The sequence below is a fragment of the Micromonospora sp. NPDC049366 genome (genome assembly GCF_044466625.1).
Taxonomy (GTDB): Bacteria; Actinomycetota; Actinomycetes; order Mycobacteriales; family Micromonosporaceae; genus Micromonospora.
The window spans coordinates 66,165-89,416 of sequence record NZ_JBITMV010000012.1; the positions used below are offsets into that span (position 1 = coordinate 66,165).

At 74.5% G+C, this 23,252-nt stretch carries 20 protein-coding genes; 9 read left to right on the forward strand and 11 right to left on the reverse strand.

What is annotated here, in order from left to right; genetic code table 11:
- The first annotated feature begins 7 nt into the window (after window positions 1–7).
- From ACIBTV_RS18260 to ACIBTV_RS18270, 3 genes are all read left to right on the forward strand, one after another.
- On the forward strand, window positions 8–718 hold the full coding sequence (locus ACIBTV_RS18260) for a cytidine deaminase (protein WP_396706265.1): 711 nt from the start codon (window positions 8–10) through the stop codon (window positions 716–718).
- 210 nt (window positions 719–928) lie between these two features.
- Entirely contained in the window at window positions 929–2,212 is a 1,284-nt protein-coding gene (locus ACIBTV_RS18265) for a thymidine phosphorylase (RefSeq protein WP_396706267.1), read from the forward strand.
- A gap of 105 nt (window positions 2,213–2,317) precedes the next feature.
- Entirely contained in the window at window positions 2,318–2,998 is a 681-nt protein-coding gene (locus ACIBTV_RS18270) for a DUF4272 domain-containing protein (RefSeq protein ID WP_396706269.1), read from the forward strand.
- Window positions 2,999–3,002: 4 nt separating this feature from the next.
- Here ACIBTV_RS18270 and ACIBTV_RS18275 read toward each other — a convergent pair whose 3' ends face one another.
- Complete coding sequence (locus tag ACIBTV_RS18275) at window positions 3,003–3,866, reverse strand: putative RNA methyltransferase (RefSeq protein ID WP_396706505.1); 864 nt, start codon at window positions 3,864–3,866, stop codon at window positions 3,003–3,005.
- 119 nt (window positions 3,867–3,985) lie between these two features.
- On the opposite strand from ACIBTV_RS18275, the gene ACIBTV_RS18280 reads away from it, so the two are divergent.
- A complete protein-coding gene (locus ACIBTV_RS18280) occupies window positions 3,986–5,071 on the forward strand; it encodes an adenosine deaminase (protein WP_396706271.1) in 1,086 nt (361 codons plus the stop codon).
- Here ACIBTV_RS18280 and ACIBTV_RS18285 read toward each other — a convergent pair.
- Window positions 5,047–5,415: a hypothetical protein gene (locus ACIBTV_RS18285; RefSeq protein WP_396706273.1), complete on the reverse strand. Its 369-nt coding sequence runs from the start codon at window positions 5,413–5,415 to the stop codon at window positions 5,047–5,049. The two genes, ACIBTV_RS18280 and ACIBTV_RS18285, sit on opposite strands and share 25 nt — an antisense overlap.
- A gap of 502 nt (window positions 5,416–5,917) precedes the next feature.
- Here ACIBTV_RS18285 and ACIBTV_RS18290 point away from each other — a divergent pair.
- From ACIBTV_RS18290 to ACIBTV_RS18305, 4 genes are all read left to right on the forward strand, one after another.
- The gene (locus tag ACIBTV_RS18290) at window positions 5,918–9,583 is read left to right on the forward strand and encodes a nitrate- and nitrite sensing domain-containing protein (protein ID WP_396706275.1); all 3,666 of its coding nucleotides are present in this window, start codon (window positions 5,918–5,920) and stop codon (window positions 9,581–9,583) included.
- Window positions 9,580–9,984 (forward strand): roadblock/LC7 domain-containing protein, encoded by a 405-nt coding sequence (locus ACIBTV_RS18295; RefSeq protein WP_029022862.1) that lies wholly within the window; start codon window positions 9,580–9,582, stop codon window positions 9,982–9,984. Before ACIBTV_RS18290 ends, ACIBTV_RS18295 begins: the two co-directional genes overlap by 4 nt.
- A gap of 95 nt (window positions 9,985–10,079) precedes the next feature.
- Complete coding sequence (locus tag ACIBTV_RS18300) at window positions 10,080–10,457, forward strand: DUF742 domain-containing protein (protein WP_091592434.1); 378 nt, start codon at window positions 10,080–10,082, stop codon at window positions 10,455–10,457.
- Window position 10,458: 1 nt separating this feature from the next.
- The gene (locus ACIBTV_RS18305; RefSeq protein WP_076471088.1) at window positions 10,459–11,052 is read left to right on the forward strand and encodes an ATP/GTP-binding protein; all 594 of its coding nucleotides are present in this window, start codon (window positions 10,459–10,461) and stop codon (window positions 11,050–11,052) included.
- A 292-nt stretch (window positions 11,053–11,344) separates the two neighbouring features.
- Here the strand turns inward: ACIBTV_RS18305 and ACIBTV_RS18310 are convergent, their stop codons facing one another.
- Both ACIBTV_RS18310 and ACIBTV_RS18315 read right to left on the reverse strand, forming a co-directional pair.
- On the reverse strand, window positions 11,345–13,699 hold the full coding sequence (locus tag ACIBTV_RS18310) for a transposase (RefSeq protein ID WP_396706507.1): 2,355 nt from the start codon (window positions 13,697–13,699) through the stop codon (window positions 11,345–11,347).
- Window positions 13,700–13,737: 38 nt separating this feature from the next.
- Window positions 13,738–14,667 carry a DNA primase gene (locus tag ACIBTV_RS18315; RefSeq protein WP_396706278.1) on the reverse strand — a complete coding sequence of 310 codons (930 nt, stop codon included), beginning with the start codon at window positions 14,665–14,667 and terminating at the stop codon, window positions 13,738–13,740.
- A 118-nt stretch (window positions 14,668–14,785) separates the two neighbouring features.
- Here ACIBTV_RS18315 and ACIBTV_RS18320 point away from each other — a divergent pair, with 118 nt between their 5' ends.
- Window positions 14,786–15,127, forward strand: a complete 342-nt coding sequence (locus tag ACIBTV_RS18320; RefSeq protein ID WP_396706280.1) for a PadR family transcriptional regulator — start codon at window positions 14,786–14,788, stop codon at window positions 15,125–15,127.
- Window positions 15,128–15,149: 22 nt separating this feature from the next.
- Here ACIBTV_RS18320 and ACIBTV_RS18325 read toward each other — a convergent pair whose 3' ends face one another.
- The 7 genes from ACIBTV_RS18325 to ACIBTV_RS18355 form a co-directional block, all read right to left on the reverse strand.
- Window positions 15,150–15,815 (reverse strand): permease prefix domain 1-containing protein, encoded by a 666-nt coding sequence (locus tag ACIBTV_RS18325; RefSeq protein ID WP_396706282.1) that lies wholly within the window; start codon window positions 15,813–15,815, stop codon window positions 15,150–15,152.
- A 68-nt stretch (window positions 15,816–15,883) separates the two neighbouring features.
- Window positions 15,884–17,686, reverse strand: coding sequence for a thiol reductant ABC exporter subunit CydC (gene cydC, locus ACIBTV_RS18330; RefSeq protein WP_396706284.1), 1,803 nt, complete (start codon window positions 17,684–17,686; stop codon window positions 15,884–15,886).
- Window positions 17,683–19,359 carry a thiol reductant ABC exporter subunit CydD gene (gene cydD / locus ACIBTV_RS18335; protein WP_396706286.1) on the reverse strand — a complete coding sequence of 559 codons (1,677 nt, stop codon included), beginning with the start codon at window positions 19,357–19,359 and terminating at the stop codon, window positions 17,683–17,685. The genes cydC and cydD overlap by 4 nt, the downstream gene beginning before the upstream one ends.
- Entirely contained in the window at window positions 19,356–20,363 is a 1,008-nt protein-coding gene (cydB, locus tag ACIBTV_RS18340; protein ID WP_396706288.1) for a cytochrome d ubiquinol oxidase subunit II, read from the reverse strand. Before cydB ends, cydD begins: the two co-directional genes overlap by 4 nt.
- A gap of 12 nt (window positions 20,364–20,375) precedes the next feature.
- Window positions 20,376–21,623, reverse strand: coding sequence for a cytochrome ubiquinol oxidase subunit I (locus ACIBTV_RS18345; protein WP_396706290.1), 1,248 nt, complete (start codon window positions 21,621–21,623; stop codon window positions 20,376–20,378).
- A 163-nt stretch (window positions 21,624–21,786) separates the two neighbouring features.
- A complete protein-coding gene (locus ACIBTV_RS18350; protein ID WP_396706292.1) occupies window positions 21,787–22,692 on the reverse strand; it encodes a M56 family metallopeptidase in 906 nt (301 codons plus the stop codon).
- 10 nt (window positions 22,693–22,702) lie between these two features.
- Complete coding sequence (locus ACIBTV_RS18355) at window positions 22,703–23,218, reverse strand: BlaI/MecI/CopY family transcriptional regulator (RefSeq protein WP_396706294.1); 516 nt, start codon at window positions 23,216–23,218, stop codon at window positions 22,703–22,705.
- Between the last annotated feature and the right edge of the window lie 34 nt (window positions 23,219–23,252).

Genomic DNA, 23,252 nt, shown 5'->3' on the forward strand with positions numbered 1-23,252 from the left:
GCACCACATGGAGATCGACTGGGCGCAGCTGCGCGCCGCGGCCACCGAGGTGATGCGGCACGCGTACGTGCCGTACTCGAAGTTCCCCGTCGGGGCGGCCGCCCTGGTCGACGACGGCCGGGTGGTGGTCGGCTGCAACGTGGAGAACGCCGCCTACGGCGTGGTCCTCTGCGCCGAGTGCGGCGTGGTCTCCGCACTGCACGCCACCGGCGGCGGCCGGATCGTCGCCCTCTCCTGTGTGGACGCGACCGGCGAGCCGCTGATGCCGTGCGGCCGGTGCCGGCAGCTGCTCTGGGAGAACGGCGGGCCGGAGTGCCTGATCGAGGCGAAGGAGCGCCCGCTGCGGATGGCGGAGCTGCTGCCGCACGCCTTCGGGGTCGAGGACCTGGAGGCGGTGACCGGTGAGACGCCGCTGCCCGTGGTGCCGGAGCGGCTGGCCTCCTGGCGGGGCCGCGGCACGGTCTTCGTCCACCCGGACCTCTCCGCCGGCCAGCAGGTCTGGACGGCGTACTGGGAGCGGTCCGCCGGGGACACCGCCGACGCCGAGACCGGCGTGCTGGAGGAGGGGCCGAGCTGGGACGACCCGGCGGAGGCGATCACCTGGGGGTTGGCACGTACGCCCCGGGTGGTGGTGGTCGACGAGGCCGGCACCATCTACTGGGCCGGCGAGGGTGAGCCGCCGTTGGAGATCCCTGTTCGGTGGTCCGGCTCTCGATAGTGGTTGGGCTTTCCGGCCGGGCTCGGTGGTTGGGCTTCAGGCCGGGGCCGACCGCGCCCGGCTTCGGGCGGTCAGGCTTGATCCCTGCGCCGGGCGCGGTCGGCCCCGGCCCGTCGTGGTCATCGACCGCGGATCGGTTACGGCGGCGGCGGTCACCAGGACCTGGGCGCCGTCGGCCGGTATCTGCGACGACTGGAAAGAGATCTTCTGATGAGTGGTGCTTTCACGGCGGTTGACGTCATTCGGGCCAAGCGCGACGGGGGCGTGCTGTCGGACGCGCAGATCGACTGGGTGGTCGACGCGTACACCCGGGGCGTGGTGGCCGACGAGCAGATGTCCGCGCTGGCCATGGCGATCCTGCTGCGCGGCATGACCGCTCCGGAGATCGCCCGGTGGACCGCCGCGATGATCGCCAGCGGTGAGCGCCTGGACCTGTCGGCCGTCGATCGGCCGACGGTGGACAAACACTCGACGGGCGGCGTCGGCGACAAGATCACGTTGCCGCTCACCCCGCTGGTGGCCGCCTGCGGCGCCGCCGTGCCACAGCTGAGCGGGCGCGGTCTCGGGCACACCGGCGGCACGCTGGACAAGCTCGAATCGATCCCCGGCTGGCGGGCGGCCCTCACCAACGACGAGTTCATCGGTCAGCTCCGGGACGTCGGGGCGGTGATCTGCGCCGCCGGCACCGGCCTCGCCCCCGCCGACCGCAAGCTGTACGCGCTGCGCGACGTGACCGGCACCGTCGAGGCGATCCCGCTGATCGCCAGCTCGATCATGAGCAAGAAGATCGCCGAGGGCACCGGGGCGCTGGTGCTCGACGTGAAGGTGGGCTCCGGCGCGTTCATGAAGTCCGTCGAGCACGCCCGTGAGCTGGCCCGGACGATGGTCGAGTTGGGCGGGGCGCACGGCGTGCGTACGGTCGCTCTGCTCACCGACATGTCCACGCCGCTCGGCCTCGCCATCGGCAACGGCGTCGAGGTGACCGAGTCGGTCGAGGTGCTGGCCGGGGGCGGCCCCGCCGACGTGGTCGAGCTGACCCTGGCGCTGGCCCGGGAGATGCTCGACGCGGCCGGCCTGCCGGACGCCGACCCGGCGGCCGCGCTGCGCGACGGCCGCGCGATGGACTCGTGGCGGGCGATGATCCGCGCCCAGGGCGGCGACCCGGACGCGCCGATGCCGACCGCGAACGAGGTGGAGGTGGTGACCGCGCCGGCCGACGGTTTCGTGGCGTCGGTCGACGCGTACGCCATGGGGGTGGCCGCGTGGCGACTCGGCGCCGGGCGGGCCCGCAAGGAGGACCCGGTGAGCGTTCCGGCCGGGGTGGTGCTGCACAAGCGGCCCGGTGACCCGGTGCGGGCCGGTGAGCCCCTCTACGAGCTGCGGGCGGAGCGGGCCGACCTGCTCCCGGCGGCGCTGGCCGAGGCCGCGACGGCGGTGCGCCTCTCGTCGGCCGCGCCCGCCGCGACCCCGTTGGTGATCGAGCGGATCGGCTGAGTCGGCCGGCGGGCGGGGCGGCGTGGTGCCCGTCACCTCGGGCGGCTATTCTGCCTGGCCAGGGGGGACAACCGGCGCTGAGCCGTTCTGAGCAAGGGAATCGCCGTGACCGTACCTGCCCCCGACCCGCGTGAGGTGCGTGAGGCGAGCCTGGACGAGCTGTCCCGGCTGGGCCTGCCGCTGCCCCCGCCGCAGTTCCCGCTCGTCTGGGAACCAGGCGACCAGATCGACTTGCGTCCGACGGTGGAGATCGAGGCGCGGATCGCGGTGCTGCACCTGATCCTCGCCCGGTGCTTCGGGATGCCGCCGCAGGCCGCGATGGGCTGGCTGCTCTCCTCGCACCTGGTCGAGATGGTCACCCCGCCCGAGTGGCAGTTCGTGACCGGCAGCAAGGGCGACCACCGCTCGTTCGTGCTGCACCACGACGCGCTCTTCTCGCTCGCCTGGGTGCTGGGCCTCACCAAGGTGCTGGATCCGACGCTGCCGGTGGACGAGCGGCTGGTGGAGCGGATGCCGCACATCGCCGGCGGGGAGACCTTCGCGCAGTGGCGGTCCCGCATCCTCACCGCCCCGCAGCACCCCGCCGACGCCGCCGCGCTGCTCGACCTGCACTACTGCCTGGACTGGGCCTACCTGGAGATGGAGCGGCACGGCCGGACCCTGCCCGGGCTGGTCGACGCGAACGCGATCGGCCAGCGCCGCTGGGCGTTGGAGTGGGCGGTGATCCTGCGCGGGCCGTACCACGACGAGCCGCCCGGCTGGGAAGAGGTCGACCTCTCCACCTGAGCGGTCAGCGCGGCAGCGGACGCCACACCGCGAGCCGGACCGCCGCGGTGACCCGGACCGGTTCGGCGAGCCCGCCGATCCGGGCGGCCAGCCCGGCCGGGTCGGTGTGCCACGCGCTCGGGCCCATGCCCACCAGCGTGGCCACCTCCGGCGCGGTCAGCGTCAACGCGCGCCGGTGCACAGTCTCGTCGGTCCGGGTGAAGTGCTGCCCGAGGCTGCCCACCACGCGGTCCTCCTTGGCCGGGTCGACCCGCAGCAGCCCGAGCGGGCCGACCAGTTCCGCGAGGTGCTCGTCGGCGGGGGTGACCACGAGCAGCGCCCCCGCCGGGTCCAGCACCCGGTGGAACTCCGCGCCGTTGCGCGGTGCGAACACGTTCAGCAGCAGCCGCGCCGCGCCGTCGGCGAGCGGCAGCCGCTGCCAGGTGTCGGCGAGGGCCGCCGCCGCCCTCGGGTGGGCCCGGGCGGCCCGGCGCAGCGCCGGCTTCGAGACGTCCAGCGCCAGCCCGACGGCCTCCGGCAGCGCCGCGAGCACCGCCGCGAGGTGCCGGCCGGTCCCGGCTCCGGCGTCCACCACCAGGGCGTACGCCCCGGACGGTGGTGTCGTCACGGCCGCCGCCGTGGTGGCGAGCGCGTCCGAGATCAGGTCGTAGTGACCGGCGGCCAGGAAGTCGGCGCGGGCGGCCACCATCTCGGCGGTGTCGCCGACGTGCGGCGCGCGACCGGCGAGCAGGTTGACGTAGCCCTGCCGGGCCACGTCGAAGCTGTGCCGGCGGGGGCAGCGCAGCGCGCGGGCGGTGCCGGCGCTCGCCTCGGCCAGCGGTTCGCCGCAGACCGGGCAGCGCATCCGGTCGAGGATGCGGGCGTCCATCTCCGGTGCCCGGCCGGTCGGCGCGGCGCCCGCCGCGCGGCTGCTCTCCACCCGGTCCACGGTAGGCCACGTGCGGCCCCTTCCCGGCGGTGGCCATGGTCGCTGACTAGGGTCTGGGCATGGTCGCGACTATCCGGTACGAGGACATCGTCAAGGTCCCGAAGGCGCTGCTGCACGATCACCTGGACGGGGGCCTGCGGCCGGCGACGATCGTCGAGCTGGCCGCCGAGGTGGGGCACGAGTTGCCGACCACCGACCCGGACGCCCTCGGGCGCTGGTTCGTCGATGCGGCCGACTCGGGTTCGTTGGAGCGCTACCTGGAGACGTTCGCGCACACGGTCGCGGTGATGCAGACCGCGTCCGCGCTGCGGCGGGTCGCCGCGGAGTGCGCCCTCGACCTGGCCGCCGACGGGGTCGTGTACGCCGAGGTGCGGTTCGCGCCGGAGCAGCACCTGGAGCGCGACCTCACCCTGGACGAGGTGGTCGAGGCGGTGCTCGCCGGTTTCGCCGAGGGCAGCGCCCAGGCCGCCGCCGCGGGCACCCCCATCCGGGTCGGCACACTGCTCACCGCGATGCGGCACGCGGCCCGCTCGCAGGAGATCGCCGAGTTGGCGGTGCGTCACCGTGACGGCGGTGTCGTCGGCTTCGACATCGCCGGGGCCGAGGCGGGCTTCCCGCCGACCCGGCACCTGGACGCCTTCGAGTACCTCCAGCGGGAGAACTTCCACTTCACCATCCACGCCGGCGAGGCGTTCGGCTTGCCGTCGATCTGGCAGGCGATCCAGTGGTGCGGCGCGGACCGGCTCGGGCACGGCGTACGGATCGTGGACGACATCGACACCAGCGGCCCGGTGCCGGTGCTCGGGCGGCTGGCCGCGTACGTGCGGGACAAGCGGATCCCGCTGGAGCTGTGTCCGTCGTCGAACGTGCAGACGGGTGCGGTCACCTCGATCGCCGAGCACCCCATCGGGCTGCTGCGGGACCTCCGCTTCCGGGTGACGCTGAACACCGACAACCGGCTGATGAGCGGCACCTCCATGTCGCGGGAGATGGCGCTGCTGGTGGAGGCGTTCGGCTACGGCTGGGCTGAGCTGCGGTGGCTGACCATCAACGCGATGAAGAGCGCCTTCATCCCGTTCGACGAGCGGTTGCGGATCATCGACGAGGTGATCAAGCCCGCCTACGCTGTGCTGCTGGACGACTGACCGGGCGGGTGCGGGTGGCCGGGCTCGCCGTGCGGGGCGCTCGGGTGCGCCGCCCGGTGCGGGTGGCCGGCGAGCAGGGCGGCCACCCGGCGCAGGACGACGCGGCCTCGGGCCGCCTCCGCGCCCAGGCCGGTCTGCCGGCGCAGCACCGTCGGCTCGGTGCGCAGCAGGAGCAGCCCGCGCCGGATCAGCACCCGTGGTGCCTTGCGCTGCTCGCCCAGGTCGCGGGCGAGGCGGCGCAGGAAGGTCGCGCCGCGCGGTCGGCGGAGCGCGTACGCCCCGGCGAGGAGTCCGCGGCGCCGACACTCCGCGACGATCTCGGCGGCGAAAATCCCTTCGGCCACAAAAAGTGGCGATCCGGCTATGTCGAATGGCCGGGTGGACACCCGACGGTCCGCGCCTATCGCATAAACCGGCACATCGGCCTGACCCTCGCGAGCGAGCCGCGCAATGGTTTCCACGGCCGCTTCCGCATCCCAGGACAGTGGTGACTCCCAGTCGACCTGGCCGTTTCGTCGCGGCAGCGTAGGGTCATCGCCGTCCTTGTAGAAGTCGTCCAAGCAGAGCACCGGCAATCCGGTTCGCGCCGCTATGTACGACTTTCCGGAGCCGGACGGACCGGCGAGCAGGACGACGCGGTGCGGGTGATTCATTACCTTCAGTGACTCCGGCCAGACGGACTGCTATCAAATTGCATCAACATCTCATCACACCATCGGCGTGGACCAACCTGGGCTTTCTCTTTGAGGGGCGGCGTGATGGAATCTCGGGGGTCCGACCCGCCGGGTCGGTCGCTGGGCGTTGCCCGGGGCAACGCGCTGAAGCTGTGATCGCGAGGGCGGTGACGTGAGCAAACGGCCAACGACGGCGGGCTCCTTCCTGTCGCGGCTGCGCCGGCCGGCCAGCCGACTCCGGGACATGCCGATCTGGTCCAAGCTCGGTCTCATCATGATCGTGCCGACCATCGCCACGGTCGTGGTGGGCACCAATGGTCTGGTGAGCCACCTGGAGACGCTCAACAATGCCAACCGGGCCGGCAACCTGGCCAACCTCTCGGGCTACGCGGGTGACCTGATCGACACCCTCCAGGACGAGCGGACCACCGCCGTGCTGCTGCTCGGCTCCCCCGAGGGGCAGGCGCGAGCGCAGTACCAGGAGGCGTACCGCCGGGTCAACTCCCGGGTCGACCAGTCGAAGGCCCCCTACCTCCAGCAGCGCTCCGACGTGGAGGACCTGCCGAACAGCCTCGAAGGGCTGCTCGACAAGATCGACACCAGCCTGACCGACCTGCCCGGCATCCGCAGCCAGGTCTACAACGGCAAGCTGCGGCCGACCGACGCCACGCAGTCCTACGAGGGGCTGATCTCCGACCTGCTCGCCATCCGCGACTCGTCCACGCAGCTCGCCGGTGACAACGACCTGAGCGACCGGATGCGCGCCGCCGCCGCGGTCGCCCGGGAGAAGGAGTTCCTCTCCCTGCGCCGTGTCGTGGTGCACCGGGCGCTGGCCCAGAAGCAGCTCACCCCGGCCCTGCGCACCGAGTACATCGCCAGCGGCACCGGCCAGGACCAGGCCGTGCAGAGCTTCAAGGCGGTCGCGAGCGAGGACGAGGCCCGCTTCCACGACCAGACCGTCGCCGGTGGTGACCGTCGCGAGGCCGAGACCTACATCGGCTGGATGAACGGCAACACCAGCGGCAGCATGGCCAACGCGCCGTTCGGGCCCGACCAGTGGGACTCGGCGATGGTCGCCAACGCCAAGCTGATCCGGACGGTCGAGTCGAAGCTCGACGGCGACGTGGTCCGCCAGGCCGACGAACTCCGCTCCGACGTGCAGCGCCAGGTGTTCCTGGAGACCGGCCTGCTGCTCAGCATGCTGCTGCTGGCCATCCTCTTCGCGTACCTCGTCGCCCGCTCGATGGCCCGGTCGCTGCGCGACCTGCGCCAGGGCGCCCTCTCCGTCGCCCAGTACGGCCTGCCGCAGGCGGTGGCCCGACTGCGTGACCCGCAGGTCACCGGCCAGCTCTCCCCGGTGCAGTTGGCCAACCAGATCGCCGAGCCGCTGCCGGTGCGCAGCAAGGACGAGTTCGGCCAGGTGACCGAGGCGTTCAACGCCGTCCACCTGGAGGCCGTCCGCACCGCCGCCGAGCAGGCCGCGCTGCGCGCCTCCGTCGCGACCATGTTCGTCAACCTCGCCCGCCGGTCCCAGATCCTGGTCGACCGCCTGATCGGTCACCTGGACCGGCTGGAGCGCGGCGAGGAGGACCCGGACCGGCTGGCCGAGCTCTTCCAGCTCGACCACCTGGCCACCCGGATGCGACGCAACGACGAGAACCTCCTGGTGCTCGCCGGCGCCGACTCGACCCGCGTCCAGCGGGAGCCGGCCGCGCTGATCGACGTGCTGCGCGCCGCCCAGTCCGAGGTCGAGCACTACACCCGCATCGAGTTCGGCATCATCGACCGGGACATCGAGATCGCGGCCCACGCGGTCAACGACCTGGTGCACCTGGTCGCCGAGCTGTTCGACAACGCCACCGCGTTCTCCCCGCCGGACTCGCAGGTCATGGTCGAGGCCCGTCGGGTCGGCGACCGCGCCTCGCTCTACGTCGAGGACCGGGGCATCGGCATCAGCGCCGACCAGCTGCACGAGCTCAACGAGCGGCTCGCGACGCCGCCGCAGGTGGACGTCGCGGTCTCCCGGATGATGGGCCTGGTCGTGGTCGCCCGACTGGCGGCCCGGCACGGCGTACGCGTCGAGCTGCGCCCCGGCACCGACCGGGGCACCGTGGCCGACGTCACGCTGCCCACCGCGGTCCTCGTGCCCCGGGCCCTCGCCGGCCGGGGGCAGCAGCCGCCCGCGCTGCCGGCGTCGACCGGTCCCGCGCTTCCGGCCGGCGGCCCGCCCGCGGGCAACCCGGTGCCGACGTTCGGCGCGCTGCCCGCGCTGGGTGTCCGCCAGAGCGAGTCCGGCAACCAGGTGACCCTCGGTGGCCGTCCGTTCGACCCGGCCTCGCCCAACGGCGCGGGCACCCCGGCGTCGGCCGGCGCGGCGCGTGGCATGCCGGCCTGGTCCGACCTGACCGGTGCCACGGCCGCCGCCGGCTCCAACGGCGCGAGCCCGTTCACCCCGCGCCCCACCAACGGCCAGTCGATCGACCCGCTGCCCCAGCGGCGCTCCGGCGGCGACGCCGAGCCGACCACCGGCCAGCAGCCGGCGATCCCGCGGCAGTTGCCCAGCAGCCCGGAGGTGGACCCCTACGGGCAGCCGGTCTCCGGCTCGCCGGTCTCCGCGCAGCCGTACTCGGGTCCGCCGGTCTCCGCGTCGCCGTACTCGGCCGCCCCCACGTCGGCGTCGCCGTACGCCGGTCCGCCCACCTCGGCCTCGCCCTACCCGGGTGCGCCGACCTCGGCGTCGCCGTACGTCGGTCCGCCCACGTCGGCCTCGCCCTACGCGGGCGCGCCCAGCTCGGCCGCGCCGTACGCCGGTCCGCCCGTCTCGGCGCAGCCCTACTCCGCGCCGCCCGTGTCCGGCACCCCGTACTCGACGCCGCCGGTGGGGCAGCCCTACCCGACGCCGCAGGGCACCGGCCAGGCGTACGCCGCACCGGCCCCCGCCGCCCCGCCGGCCTGGCCGCCGGTCGCCGGTGCGGACCGGGACGCGGCGACCCCGCCGGTGCCGGAGCGGCTCGCCGCGGCGCTGGACATGACCACCGAGCTGCCGCGGGTGTCGCGGCCTGCCGCGGAGGCCCCGTCGGCCCCCGCGACGCCGCCGGCTCCGATCCCGCCGCAGGCCCAGAACCGGCCCACCCCGGCGCCGCAGGCGCAGAACCGGCAGCGGTACGCGGACGAGACGATGGAGCTGCCGATCTTCCGGGAGCTCGAGTCGGCGTGGTTCCGCACCCGCCGGCCGGGGTCGGAGGAGGCGGCGAACGCCGCGCAGACGGCGAACGCTCCGCAGCAGGCGGCGGCCAGCAGCGCGCAGACCCAGCAGTTCGCCGCGGTCGACGCCACCGGTCGGGCCGTCCAGAAGACACCACCCGGGACGACAGGTAACGCACCGATGGCAGACACTCCGACGGCCGGAGGCGCGCCGCGACAGAACGGCTCGACCGTGAACGGGGGGAGCCGTCCCGCGACCGCGGAGAGCCTGCCCCGCCGGCCTCAGCAGGAGACCAACGGCTGGCAGACCGCCGCCGACGACGGCTGGCGGGCCGCCTCGGCCGCCACCGACGTGCCGGTACAGGGGACCACCTCCACCGGCCTGCCGAAGCGTACGCCGATGGCGCAGCTGGTGCCGGGCGCGGTCGAGAAGCCCAGCACCTCGGTCCAGCGGCGCACACCGGAGAGTGTCCGCGGCCTGCTCTCGGCCTACCATCGGGGCGTGCAACGGGGGCGCACCCAACCCTCGGATGGCAACCCGACCAACCCGGAGGCGACTCCGGGAGGGCAGCAATCCTCGCAGTCTGGCTCAGGCCCGGTGGCCGGGAGCGGGCAGAAGGAGCAAGAAGGATGACTAGTACGCAGGATCTCGGTTGGCTGCTCGCCAACTTCGCCGACCGGGTACCCGGTGTCGCGCACGCGGTCGCCGTCTCGGCGGACGGCCTGCTTCTCGCGGCGTCCCGGGACCTCCCGCGTGACCGGGCCGACCAGCTCGCGGCGATCGCCTCCGGCCTGGTCAGCCTCACCCAAGGTGCGGCCCGCTGCTTCGAGGGAGGCGCGGTGTTGCAGACGGTCGTGGAGATGGACAATGGCTTCCTGTTCCTGATGTCCATCTCGGACGGCTCGTCGTTCGCGGTGCTCGCGGCGCGTAGCAGCGACGTCGGGCAGGTCGGCTACGAGATGGCGTTGCTCGTCGACCGGGTGGGCGACGCGTTGACCCCGCAGCCGCGCGCGGCCGCGGGAATGCTGGGCTGAGGTTCCGCTGACCACGGTCGGCGGAGCAGCAACGACGACACGAGGGGCTCCACCGGATGGAGCCGGTGCCGGGTGCGAAGGAGGTGAGCGGCGACATGGCCGATCGTGACGAACCGACCGGAGCGTTGGTCCGTCCATACGCCGTGACCCGTGGTCGTACCCGGCCCCGACTCGACATCGCGCTGGAGGCGCTCGTCGAGACGACGGTGCGCGGCCGGGCCGCTGCCAATGGCAACGGCGGTCAGGGCCGCGAGCACCAGTACATCGCCGCGCTCTGTGACGGACGCGTGCAGTCGCTCGCCGAGATCGCGGCGCGGATGCAGCTTCCACTAGGTGTGGCCCGGGTGCTCATCGCCGACATGGCGACGGACGGCCTGGTCGCGGTCCACGAGCCGACCATCCTGGACGACTCGAACGACGCGGTGGGCACTGAACTGCTGGAGAGGGTGCTGAGTGGACTTCGCAGGCTCTGACATGTCGCACCGCCCGCCGACCCCGAGCGGGCGCGTGACGTCGGCGAAGATCGTTATCGCCGGTGGATTCGGCGTCGGTAAGACGACGCTGGTCGGCTCGGTCTCGGAGATCACGCCGCTGACCACCGAGGCCATCATGACCTCCGCCGGCGTGGGCGTCGACGACACCCGGCAGGTGCCGGGCAAGGCGACGACCACGGTGGCCATGGACTTCGGCCGCATCACCATCGACCGTGATCTGATCCTGTACCTGTTCGGTACGCCGGGTCAGACCCGGTTCTGGTTCATGTGGGACGAGCTGGTACGCGGTGCCATCGGCGCCGTCGTGCTGGTGGACACCCGGCGGCTGGCCGACTGCTTCGCGGCGATCGACTTCTTCGAGCACCGGCGGCTGCCGTACCTGGTGGCCATCAACTGCTTCGACGGGATGCAGTACCACGACCCGCAGGACGTCCGGGACGCGCTGGCGATCTCGAGCGACGTGCCGGTGGTGGCCTGCGACGCCCGTAACCGGGAGTCGACCAAGCATGTGCTGATCTCGCTGGTCGAGTACGTGCTGACGATGCGTCGCTCTCGCGCGGTCGCGCCGGCCTGACCGGCGCCGTCGAAACGCCCGGTGCGGCTTCGGCCGCCACCGGGCGTTTGTCGCTGCCCACCCCCGCCCGCCCCACCCCCGGCTGCGGGCGGCGGCGTCGGGACGGGGAGGGCGGAGACGCGGTGTGGGGCGCCGAGCCGGTGGGCCCTGTCCGTGGGGCGGGAGACCGCGTTTTGTGCGGCCTGAGGGGCGGTGGGCGCCCTCCCGGTGCCTCGTCCGCACAGTGTCGAGCCCCTGACCCCGACCCGGTGGACCGGGTGGGAATCAGGGGCTCGGCTGTCCGTGGCGGCGGTCAGGACCGGTAGCCGGCGGAGCGATACTCGTATTCCCGGTCGTCGTCCCGGTCGCCGTGGTCGCGGCTGAAGTCCCAGCCACCGGCCGCCTCCCGGCCCGGCCGGCCGCCGACCGCGAAGCCGCCGATCTCCTGCCCGCGACGCCAGCCGCGGAAGTAGCCGGTGGTGTTCTCCGCGAGACTCGCGGCGTCCCGGACGATCCGCAGTGGACGCTCCTCGCGCAGCGGCGAACCGGGCACCAGGTTGGCCTGGGGCACCCGCTTGGGCAGCCCGGCCGTTGTCTCCGCGCCCACCGCGGGCCGGGCGGCCTGCTCGGCCGCCTGCCAGCCGGTGTCCGCAGTGGTCGACCAGTCCAGGTCCACCTCGTCGTTGTGCCCCACGAACCACGCGGACTTCGCCTGGGCGAAGATCAGCAGGTCGCCGTCGGCGCCCTCGTCCGCCACCGGCGGCGGCCGGTGCTCGAGGGGGGGCGGCGGCCGGTGCTCGACGGCGGGACGCTCCGAACGGGCGGCCCGGCCGGTGCGGCCCGGGTCTGGCCGGTCGACCAGCCGCAGCGGCGGGTTCTCCAACTGCGGGTCGGCCGGCGGAGTGGAGTTGTCCCGCAGGGCACGGTCGGCCAGCGGCGGCGGCTCGACGAGCCGCAGCATCGGAGGCTCCTGGGGCAGGTCGTCGGCGAGCCACGGCGGGGTGACCCGACCCTCGCCCGCCCCGGGGTCGGTCGGCGCGTCGATGCCGCGACCACCCCCGTACGAGTAGGCGACCGGGTTGTTGGCCGAGCTGTCGGCCGGGTCCTCCGGGTTGTTGACCAGCGGCCAGTTGGCCCGGGAGCCGGGCGGAGCGGACTCCTGGTCGGGCCGGGGCAACGGCACGGGGATGCTCAGGTCGGTGGCGCTGAACCCGCCCGTGGGCGGCTCGCCGCCGTTCGTCTTCGGCCGCGGCGGAATCACCGTGCGCTGCCGCTCGGCGCGGGCGCTGTTGATGGCCGCGGTGGTCAGCGTGGGCCGGAACGGCTCACCCGCCTCGGCGGGAGGCACGTTGCCGCGCTGGGCCGGGGCGATCGGTGTGATGCCGGGCGGTGGCGGCGGCGGTGCGGACACCGGCCGGTTGGTCGGCATGTCCACCCGGCTCGGGGTCGGCTCGGGTCGCCCGGGCGGTGCGGACACCGGCGGGTTGCCGAGCGCCGCCGGGGTCATCGGCGCCGGCGCGACGGGCGGCGGGGTGACGGGCGGGGGCGCGACCGGTGGCGGGCCGAGCGGCTGCGGCGACGCCGACGGGCTGCCCCCCGAGACCGGTTCCGGTCGGCTGCGCCGGCCACCGGAGGGGGTCGGCTCGGCGGCACCCGGTCGGACGGCACGCAGGCCGGTGCCGGTGCTCGCCAGGTCGGCCACCGGCTCGCCCCGGCGGGCGGCGGCCCGGCGACCGGGTGCGGGCGTCGCGGCGGGCGTGGTGACCCGGGTGCTGAGGGCGCCCACCAGGGCGTCGCAGCCCGCGTCGCAGGCCCGGACCGAGGCCACCGCCTGCCGCACGGTCTCCGCCACCGCGGAGGTGAGCGTGCGGTTCACGGTGGCGCGGCGCGGAGTCTCGGAGATGGCGACGTGCAGCGCCGTCACCGCCGAATCGATCTCGTCCGCGTCGGCGATGCCGTCCGCCGCGAGGTGCGCGGCGATGGCCTCCGCGGCGACGCCGACCTCCCGGCCGCGGGCCACCGTGCCGGCGAGCATGCCCGGCTCGGGCAGGGCGTCGAGGACGGCCAGCGGCACGGGCTCCGCCGGGTCGGGGTAGGCGCGCAGGGCGGCCGGGTAGAGCTCCCGGAGGACCTCGCGCAGCGCCACGGCCGCGGAGTGCCGGCCGCTGGCCAGCGCGGCGTGCGCGGCGAGGACCTGCTTGAAACCGGCGAGGTCGCGGGGCGCGGGCAGGGTCACCGCGGAGAGCGCGCCGGCCTGCAGCGCGCGGGCCAGGCCCACGGCACGCCGCTCGGCGGGAGGTGACTGCATCTCCTCGAGGGAGTCGTCGTCGGCGAACCGCTCGGCGAAGTCGTCGACCGAGTCGTCGTCGGCGATGGCCAACGGACGCCCCGCCGCGCTCAGCAGCGAGGTGACCGTGTGGTCGTCACTGTCGGCGGCGATCGCCGCACCGCTCGGCCCGCCCGACCGCTCCACGAGCAGCGCGACCAGCCGGGCGTAGCCGGCGGGCTCGTCGCTGATCTCGCAGACATGCAGCAGACGGCCTGCGTCGTCGACCACAGCGGACGTCAGCGTCGAACCGGCCGAGGCCGGTCGGTCGCCCGGATCCGCCGAGGCCAGACCGCAGTACACGCGCACGAGCGCCACAGCGTCGTCCTCCTCCCGGGACAGGTCTTCCTCTGCCAGAGACTGATGCTCCCCGGTACGGGTCAGTCGCGCCAGTCCACGACCGCAGAGATCTTGCCGACAATGGTGCGCCAACCGAGACTTGCGGTTTGTGCCCCGATTTTCTTGAGGCGGCGCCGACCCATGAAACCGCTGATCCCGCCGCTGACCGTGGCCCGCAGCGCGTCGTCCAGGTCGTCGAGACTGGACCCCGCGGAGAGCATGTCGAGCACGGCGGGTAGCCGCAGCGCGTACGAGATGTCACGAGCGACCTCGCCCGCCGCGATCAGCAGGGTGGGATCCCACGTGTCGTGCCCGCCGCGAAGATTCTCCACGACCAGGTCGAGCTCGTAGGTGTCCTCGTCCAGCGGGGCGATGTCGGCCGGTTCCACCCGTTCGGACAGTTCTCCCCAGCTGTCCAGTTGGGACAGATCGTTGGGCGCACCGGATCGGATGAAACTGACCAACGATTCCGGCGTCTTGAAGAGCAGGAGCCGGCCGCGGTGGGTGAGGAAGATCGGGACCTCCTCGTCGCCCCCCTCGTCGGCGGCCTCCTCGTCCTCCTTGGCGTCCTCGTCGTCCGCCGCGTCGCGGCGGGCCTCCTTGTCGCTCTCGGCGAACTCCTCGGCCACGTCCTCGTCGAGGATGACGACGGTCTCGTCGTCCTCCTCCTCGATGACCTGGCGGCGGGCGAGGAACGGGTCGTCCTGGTCACGCTCGGTCACGTCGGTGGGGGTCAGCTCCCGCGCCGGCCGGTAGGCCCGCAGCGTGAAGCCGGTGCCGGCGGGCAGGGCGATCTCGACCGGGTCGATGCCGACCTCGTCCCACAGGGCGCGGTCGACGGACGCGCGCTCGGTGTCGGCCTCCTCCGGCTCGACCGGGTCGGTGGTGTCGTCGAGTTCGGGCTCGTCGGCGTCGGGCCGTTGGGGCGACTGGCGGGCCACGCTGACCTCCGTGTGCTTCGGGCTGCCCACCCGCCAGCGTCTGCGTCCGGCGAGTGACTATGGGCACATACCCTAGTGGTCCGCTCCGGAACGTCGGTGGCCGCACCCCGCTGGCGGTCCGGCGGCCCGACAAGTAGCGTTGCTACGCATGAAGGCTCAGGCGTTGCACGGACATCTCGACGCCCTGCTCCTCGCGGTGCTGGAGAGCGGCGCACTGCACGGCTACGCCATCATCGAGGCGCTGCGCACCCGCAGCGAGGGCAACCTCGACCTGCCGACCGGCACCATCTATCCCGCGCTGCGCCGGCTGGAGCGGGCCGGGCACGTCGCCAGCACGTGGAGCACCGTCAACGGTCGGGAGCGGCGGACGTACGAACTCACCGACACCGGTCGGCGGGCGCTGGCCGGGGAGCGGGCCGGCTGGCACGAGTTCCGCTCGACGGTCGGTCGGTTCCTCGACCCCGCGACGCCACCGGCCAACCCGGCCTGAGCGGGGTCTAGGCGGGCACGGGTCAGCGCGCGGCGTGCAGCCAACCGCGGGCGGCCCGGCCGACCCACACGTAGCCGGCGGACACCACCGCCATCCCGCCGATCATCGGCGGCCAGGTGAGCGCCGCGTCCCAGAGCCCGATGGACCAGCCGAAGAGCGCGGCCCCGGTGAGCAGCCCGAGCGCGAGCAGAACCGTGAGCCCGCCGCCGACCAGCCGGGTGAGGGCTGCCGGACCGGGTCGGCCCGACCGGGCGGCCCACGTCACCAGCAGCAGCCCGATGACGGCCAGCCCGAGGGCGCTCGCCCAGATGACGTTCACCGACGACGAGAGCAGGAGGTAGCCGGCCGGCGGGCGCGGCCCGTCGCTCCAACTGGCGCCCCGCCAGGTGAGGTCACCGGCGACGACCAGGAGGGCGGCGAGCGCGACGACCCGCAGCGACAACCCCCGCAGCGCCCCCACCGCCAACTCGGCCTGCCAGCCCGGCAGCAGCTGCGCCGGCCCGCCGAACTCGGCCACCGCGCGCCGCTCCGCCTCCTCCGCCGGCAGCCCACTGGCCCGGTACGCCTCGGCGGCGTCCTCCAGGCCGTGCCGGGCCTCGGTCAGCAGGTCGGACTTGAGCCGCGCCGGCCCGCGCAGCCGGTCGGCCAGCTCGCGCAGGCGCTCCTCCACCAACAGGTCGTGCGGCATGCGCCCACCCTGCCACGGGCGTGCGCGTCGCGTCGTCCGGGAGAACCCTGGACCGACCCGGAGACCGGTCAGGGGGCCAGGGCCAGGTACCCGCGTTCGGCCGCCTCCTGGAGCAGCCACTGGTCGCGGTACCAGCCGGGAGCGGCGACCAGTTCGTCGTGCCGGCCGCGCTGCGCTACCCGGCCGGCGTCGAGGACGACGATCTCGTCCAGCCCGACCAGCCCGCTGAGCCGGTGGCTGATCAGCAGCACCGAGTGGCCGGCGGGCGTCGCGGCCAGCGTCGACGCGAGAACGGCGTCGGCGGCGGCCGGGTCCAGCCCCTCGGTGGGCTCGTCGAGCACCAGCACGGCCGGTGCGCCCAGCAGCGCCCGGGCCAGGGCCAACCGCTGCCGCTGCCCGCCGGAGAGCTGCCCGCCCTCCTCGCCGACCACGGTGTCCCAGCCGGCCGGCTGGGCGCGTACCCACTCCAGCAGCCCGGCGGCGGCGGTCGCCCCGGCCAGCTCCTCCTCGTCGGCGTCGGGCCGGCCGAGCAGCAGGTTCTCCCGGACCGTGGCGTGGAAGACGTACGCCTCGGCGAGCAGCCCGCCGACGGCCCGGGGCAGCTCGTCCTCGGGGTACGTGGTGAGGTCGCGTCCATCCACGGTGACCCGCCCGGAGGTGGGGCGCACGGCGCCGGTGAGGACGGCGGCGAGGGTGCTCTTGCCGGCGCCGCTCGGGCCGACCACCGCGATCCGCCGCCCGGCCGGCAGGTCGAGGTCGACCTGGTCGAGCGCCGGTGCGGCACCGGCCCGGTAGCGCACGGTCACCGCGTCGAGGCGCACGTCGCGTGGCTCGGACAGCACGGGACCGGCTGCCGTCGCGCCCGGTTCGGGCTCCGGCCGGGCCGGCCCGGCCGGGAGCGTCGCGGGGGTGGTGTCGTCGAGCAGCGCGGCGACGCGGGCGAGCCCGGCCCGCAGCTGGGTCCACTGCCGCGCCGCGCCGACCAGCGCCAGCGCGATCTCGACGGCTGCCAGGGTGCCGACGGCGAGCACGCCGACCAGCACACCGGGCACGTCCGTCGCCAGCGCCGCCAGCACGACCGCGCCCGTGGTGAGTCCGGCGAGCAGGGTGCCCACCCCGTCGACGGCGAAGCCGGCGGCTGCCAGCCGGCGTTCCAGGCGGGCCAGTCGCCGGGCCCGGTGCCCGGCGGCGTCCAGCGCCGACGCGGTCGCCCCGAAGGCGGCGAGGTCGGCGGCGCCGTGGGTCAGGTCGACCGCGTCGGCGGCCAGCGCGCCGCGCAGCGGGGCCAGTTCGGCGGCGGCGCGCCGGGTGAGGACGGTGGCCAGCAGCGGCAGCGCCACCCCGGCGACCAGCAGCCCGACGGCGAGCGCGCCGGCGGCCGGCGGCGAGATCAGGGCCGCGCCGCTCACCGCCACCACGCTGACCAGCGCCGCCGCCGCGCCCGGCACGAGCACCCGCAGCAGCAGGTCCTGCACCGCCTCGACGTCGGAGACGAGCCGACTCAGCGCGTCACCGGAGCGCGGCGGGGCGGCTCTGAGCGCGGCGAGCGTGGCGAAGACCCGGGCCCGCACGTCGGTGATCATCCGGAGGACGGCGTCGTGCCCGGCCAACCGCTCGGTGTAGCGGAACACGCCCCGGCTGATGGCCAGGGCCCGGACGGCGACGATAGCCACGGTGAGGCGGTCCAGTGGTGGGCGCCCGGCGGCGCTCATCAGCAGCCAGGTCGCGGTCGCCATCAGGGCCAGCCCGGCGAACTCGGTGGCGGCGGCGAGCAGCCCGGCGCCGGCCAGCCGCCCGAGGTACGGGCGGGCCAGCCGCAGCACGGTGCGCTCGGCGGAGGCGCGCGGCACGCCTGTCGGCGCGGTGCTCATCGGGCCGCCTCTCCGGTCGGCGCGGGCGTCAGCTCGGTGACCCGGCCGTCCTCGATCCGCAGGATGCGGTCGGCGTCCTCCAGCAGCGCCGGCCGGTGCGCGACCAGCAGCGCGGTGCGACCGGCCACCAGCCGCCGGGTCGCGGCGAGCACGACCGCCTCCGAGGCGCTGTCCAGCCGGGCGGTCGGCTCGTCCAGCAGCACCACCGGGGCGTCGCGGAGGAACGCCCGGGCCAGGGCGACCCGCTGCCGCTGCCCGCTGGACAGGCCGTGTCCACGTTCGCCGAGCACGGTGTCGAGGCCGTCGGGCAGGCCGGCGACGACGTCGTCCAGGGCGGCGTCGCGTACGGCCGCGGCGAGGGCGGGCTCCGGGGTGTCGGGTGCGCCGAGCCGGATGTTGTCGGTCAGGGAGGCGGCGAAGAGGTGAGCCCGCTGCGGCACCCAGGCGAGTTGGCGGCGCCAGGCGTCCAGGTCGGCGCCGGCCAGGTCGACGCCGTCCACGGTGACCCGGCCGCTGGTCGGGCTGACGAACCCGAGCAGCAGCCCGAGCAGGGTGCTCTTGCCGGCGCCGCTCGGCCCGACGATCGCGATCCGCTCGCCCGGGCGAACGGTCAGCGTCACGTCGCGCAGCGCTGTCGTGCGGTCGTACTCGACGGTCACCGACTCGAACCGGATCTCGCCCCGGCCGTCGGGCACGGCACCGGCCGCCCGCCCGACGGGGGCCGGCGCCCCGGCCTCCACCTCGAACGCCTCGTTGAGCGCGGCCAGGCCCTCCATGCTGGCGTGGAAACGGCTGCCGGCTGCCCGCAGCGGCAGGTACGCCTCCGGGGTGAGCAGCAGCACCAGCAGCGCGGTCTGGAGGGCGAGCCCGCCGCCGAGCAGCCGGATGCCGACCGGCACCGCCACCAGCGCCACGGAGAGGGTGGCGACCAGCTCCAGGACCAGGGCGGAGAGGAAGGCGATGCGCAGCGTCCGCATGGTGGCGACCCGGTGCCCGTCGGCCATCCGGCGCACCACCTCGACCTGGGCGCGGGCGCGCCCGAAGGCGCGCAGGGTGGCCAGGCCGGCGACCATGTCGAGGAAGTGCCCGCCGAGCAGGGAGAGCCGCCGCCACTGCCGCTCCGTCGCGGCCTGCGCCTGCCAGCCGAGCAGCGCTCCGAAGATCGGGATGAGCGGCAGGGTCAGCGCGATGATGACCGCCGAGCTCCAGTCGGCGAGCCCGATCCGGGCGAGGACGGCGAGCGGGACGGTGACGCTGAGCACCAGCTGCGGCAGGTAGCCGGTGAAGTAGGCGTCCAGCGCGTCCAGCCCGCGCCCGGCCAGGGTGGCGAGCTGTCCGGTCCGCTGCCCGGCGACCCAGCCCGGGCCGTGCCGCCCGACCGCGCCGAGCAGGTCCTCCCGCAGCTCGGCCTTGACGATCGCGGCGACCCGCGCGGCCACCGTGCCCTGCGCCCACACCAGCAGAGCCCGGGCGCCCACCGTGGCCACGAAGCCGGCCAGGGCGAGCCGGTCGAGCCGGCCGTCGAACGCGGTGGCGAGCAGCGCGGCGAGCGCCGTGGCCTGCGCGACGACCAGCGCGGCGGCGAGCACGCCCAGGAGTGCGAGCAGGGTGAGATCGCGGCGGGCCGCGGGGACCCGACGCAGCAGACGCGGGTCGAAGGGGCGGCGTTTCACCAGTACACCGGTGCCCTGCCGTCGGTCCGTCCCCGGAACACCCACCAGTTCATCAGCTGAAAGCCTAGTAGGGCCGGCAGGAGCGGCAGCGCCAGCCAGCTGAGCAGCCGCAGGGTCGGTGTGCTGGCCGCCGCGTCGGCCACGGCCAGCGACGCGCCGGGGTCGACGGTGGAGACCAGCACGTCGGGCCAGAGGGTCGCGCCCACCAGCGCCACGGGCAGGGCCAGGGCGGCGCCGGTGGCCACGAAGGCGAACCCCGGCCGACCTCGGGCGAGGGCCACACGGGCCACCAGCAGCGCCGCGACCAGCGCCACCGGCAGCAGTACGCCGGCCAGCGGTTGTCGCGCGGCGTCGCGTACCCGATCGGAGAGCAGGCCCGCGACGGTGGCCAGGGCGACGACGGCGAGCGCCACCGGGATCAGGCGGCGGGCCAGCCGGCCGACCCGGGCGGCCTCGGCGGCCGGCAGTCGCAGGGTGAGGAACGTCGCACCGTGCACCGCCACCAGGGCGAGCACCGCCAGCGCGGTGGTGGCCGCGAACGGGGTGACCAGGTGGGTCAGGCCGGCGACGTGCCCGTCGTCGTGCAGCGGTACGCCCTGGAGCAGGCCGCCCAGCAGGGTGCCCCAGCCGAGCGCGGCGAGCACGCTGCCGACCACGACCACCCGGTCCCAGCGGGCCCGGACGCGCTCCCCGGTGGGGCGGCTGCGCAGCTGCACCCCGGCGGTCACGAGGACGACTCCGGCGAGCGCGCCGAGCACGGCCGGATAGAACCCGGAGAGAAGCTCGCCTTCCAGCACCGGGAAGGCGCCGAAGAGGATGCCGACGGCGGCGACGAGCCAGACCTCGTTGCCGAGGAAGAAGGGGCCGACGGCGTTGAGCGCCGCCCGGCGGTGGCCGGGGTCGGTGTTGCGGGCCAGCAGCAGGCCGACGCCGTAGTCGTAGCCGCCGAGCACGAGGTAGGTGGCGAAGAAGAGGCCGAGCAGGGCGTACCAGGCGAGTTCCACGGCGACGGCTCCTCAGGCGAAGGCGGGTGCGGGACGGGGGTCGGTGGCCGGACCCGGCGGTCGGCCGAGGGCCGGGTCGGCCGCGCCGCGGGCGGCGTGCCGGACGAGCAGCGCCCAGTTGGTGACGGCGAGGGCGCCGAGCAGCAGGCTGAAGCCGATCAGCGAGGTGAGCATCACGGGTGCGCCGACCGGTGAGACCGCCTGGTCGACCGGCAGCAGCCCGTACGCGACCCAGGGCTGGCGGCCGACCTCGCGGGCGATCCAGCCGAGGATCACCGCGACGAACGGCAGTGGCAGGGCCAGCAGGATGAGCCAGAGCGGGAAGCGCAGCCGGATCGCCCAATCACGCCAGAGCAGCGGGAGCAGCAGCCAGAGCGCGCCGAGGGTGAAGCCGATCAGGATCATGAACCCGAGCCCGACGTTGGCCAGCACCGGCGGTGTGTAGTCGTCAGGACCGAAGCGGGCTGCCCACTCGGTGGTCAACGCCTCCGCCTCGGGCCCGCCGCCGAACTTCGTGGGCTGCACGGCGCCGACCGGGCCGAACTGCGCGAAGCCGAAGCCCTGCACCAGCGTGATCGCGCACGCGGCGGTCACCAGGCCGATGCGCAGGCTGGTGCGGTGCAGGGCGTGATCGGGGGTGCGCCGGATCAGGTGCCCGGCGCTGACCGCGGCCATCAGCATGCCGCCGACCAGCAGGGCCGCGGAGACGACGTGGCCGAACGCCATGCCGAGGCTCGGGTTGGTGAGCAGCGCGCCGAAGTCGGTGAGGTGCGCGACGCCGTCGCGGAGCTCGTAGCCGACCGGGTTCTGAAGCCACGAGTTGGCCACCATGATCCAGAACGCCGAGGCGTACGCGGTCAGCGCCACGCCCCAGAGCAGCGCGAGGTGGAGCCCGCGGCGCAGCCGGTGCCAGCCGAAGATCCACATTCCCAGGAACGTGGACTCCAGGAAGAACGCCACCAGCGTCTCGATGGCCAGCGGCGCCCCGAACACGTTGCCGACGTAGCGCGACAGACCGGACCAGTTGAGCCCGAACTGGAACTCCATGACGATGCCGGTGGCGATGCCGAGGACGTAGTTGATCACGTAGAGCTGGCCCCAGAAGCGGGTCAGCCGCTCGTACTTCTGGTTGCCGGTGAGCACCCACGCGGTCTGGAGCCCCACGAGCAGGGTGACCAGGCCGAGCGTGACGACCACGAAGAGGAAGTGGATCGACGTCGTGGTGGCGAACTGCAGTCGGGCGAGGAGCAGGGTGTCCATGGCCGGCACTCCAACGGTTGGCTCACTTGTCGTAGCGAGCCTACACGTAGATTCTCTACCTATAACTACTACGTCCTGTCGTAGACAATGTTACGACAAGATGTAGTAGAGGTGGGTGCTGACTACGGCCGGAAGCCCACGTCGGGGCCGCTGACGGGGCGGATCAGCTCAGGAAGAGCGAGACCGGCAGCGCGACCAGGGTGGCCGCGACGGCCAGCGCGGTCGCCCCGATCAGTCGGGGCGGCTCGTCCGCGATCAGCAGACGCTGCACGCGCACGTCCAGGTCGCGGTCGCCGATGCCGAGGGCGCCGGCCGGCGTGATCCGGTGACCGGCGGCGGCGAACCGGCGCAGCGCGCCGGCCAGCGGGGCCTCGGCGTGCAGCTCCCGCGCCTTGTCGTCGGCGCGCATCTCCACCAGCAGGGCGACCCGGTCGTGCGCCCGCCGCACCCAACGCACCCACGGCAGCGCCCGGGTGAGCGCGGTGAACGGCAGCAGCACCAGGTCGTGCCGCTCCTGGGCGTGCGCCCGCTCGTGGGTCAGCACCGCCGCCAGCTCCGGCCCGTCCAGCAGGCTGAGAGTGCCCGCGCTGACCACCACCCGCGGCTTCACCCCCGGCAGGCAGTACGCCGCCGCGCTCGGGTGGTCGAGCACCAGCGCCCCGGGCGCGGCCGGATCGTCGCGGGCCACCAGGGCGAGCAGCTCCCGGTGCCGGCGCTGGGCGCGTACGGCGCCGTGCACACTGCGGACCGTCGTGGTCAGCAGCACCGCCCCGATACCGAACCCGATGCCGACCCCGGCCAGGTGCAGCAGACCCAGCCAGGCGGGGAGCACCCCGTGCACGAGGTCGGCGGCGAGGGCGAGCAGGGCGCTGCCGGTCGGCAGGCCGTAGCCGGTCAGGCCGAGCGCGATCGGCAGGCCCATCGCCGAGAGGCCGACCGCCAGGCCGACCGCCTGCCAGCAGACGATGGCGACGCGCGGGCTGCGCCACGTCCAGGTCGAGCGGGCCAGGATCTCGGCGGTCAGCCAGCAGGCCAGGATCGTCAGGGCGAAGTGCAGCGCGTACGCCATGGCCGCCGCCCTACCGGTCCACTGCCTCGTCGGCGACGGCCGGGTGGGTGACCGGGGCGTCGATCCGGTCGGCCAGCCCTTCCTCGGGGCCGGCGCCGGGGTCCGGGCGGCCCGCTCCGGTCTCGGCTCGGGCGGCGCCGGCGGCCTCTGCCCGGGTCGCGCCGGCGGCCTCGGCGGAGAGCGCGGCGCGCAGCACCTCGGCCTCCGTGCCGGTGACCGAGTGGGCGAAGCGCACCAGCGCGGCGTCCCGGCTGCCGCCCAGGTCGAGCGCGTCGAGCATGAGCTGGGCGATGTGCGCCTCGCGGCTGGCCGCGGCCCGGTAGCGCCAGGCCCGACCCTCCCGCTCCCGCTGCACCATGCCCTTGCCGGCCAACCGGTCGAGCACCGTCATCACCGTCGTGTAGGCCAGTTCCCGGCCGGCGAGCGCGTCGGCCACCTCGCGCACGGTGACCCCGTCCGACGTGGCGGGGACCGAGTCCCACAGCACGTCCATCACCGCACGTTCGAGATCACCAAGCCGAGTCACACGGCAATCCTACCCCCGGTAGTAGATCGGCCCA

Coding starts and splice junctions, on each gene's coding strand:
- ACIBTV_RS18300 (WP_091592434.1), top strand. CDS start 10,080: ATGGCCGATCGTGACGAACCGACCGGAGCGTTGGTCCGTCCATACGCC.
- ACIBTV_RS18280 (WP_396706271.1), top strand. CDS start 3,986: ATGGTCGCGACTATCCGGTACGAGGACATCGTCAAGGTCCCGAAGGCG.
- ACIBTV_RS18305 (WP_076471088.1), top strand. CDS start 10,459: ATGTCGCACCGCCCGCCGACCCCGAGCGGGCGCGTGACGTCGGCGAAG.
- ACIBTV_RS18345 (WP_396706290.1), bottom strand. CDS start 21,623: ATGGACACCCTGCTCCTCGCCCGACTGCAGTTCGCCACCACGACGTCG.
- ACIBTV_RS18295 (WP_029022862.1), top strand. CDS start 9,580: ATGACTAGTACGCAGGATCTCGGTTGGCTGCTCGCCAACTTCGCCGAC.
- ACIBTV_RS18320 (WP_396706280.1), top strand. CDS start 14,786: ATGAAGGCTCAGGCGTTGCACGGACATCTCGACGCCCTGCTCCTCGCG.
- ACIBTV_RS18325 (WP_396706282.1), bottom strand. CDS start 15,815: ATGCCGCACGACCTGTTGGTGGAGGAGCGCCTGCGCGAGCTGGCCGAC.
- cydC (WP_396706284.1), bottom strand. CDS start 17,686: ATGAGCACCGCGCCGACAGGCGTGCCGCGCGCCTCCGCCGAGCGCACC.
- ACIBTV_RS18350 (WP_396706292.1), bottom strand. CDS start 22,692: ATGGCGTACGCGCTGCACTTCGCCCTGACGATCCTGGCCTGCTGGCTG.
- ACIBTV_RS18260 (WP_396706265.1), top strand. CDS start 8: ATGGAGATCGACTGGGCGCAGCTGCGCGCCGCGGCCACCGAGGTGATG.
- ACIBTV_RS18265 (WP_396706267.1), top strand. CDS start 929: ATGAGTGGTGCTTTCACGGCGGTTGACGTCATTCGGGCCAAGCGCGAC.
- ACIBTV_RS18275 (WP_396706505.1), bottom strand. CDS start 3,866: ATGGACGCCCGCATCCTCGACCGGATGCGCTGCCCGGTCTGCGGCGAA.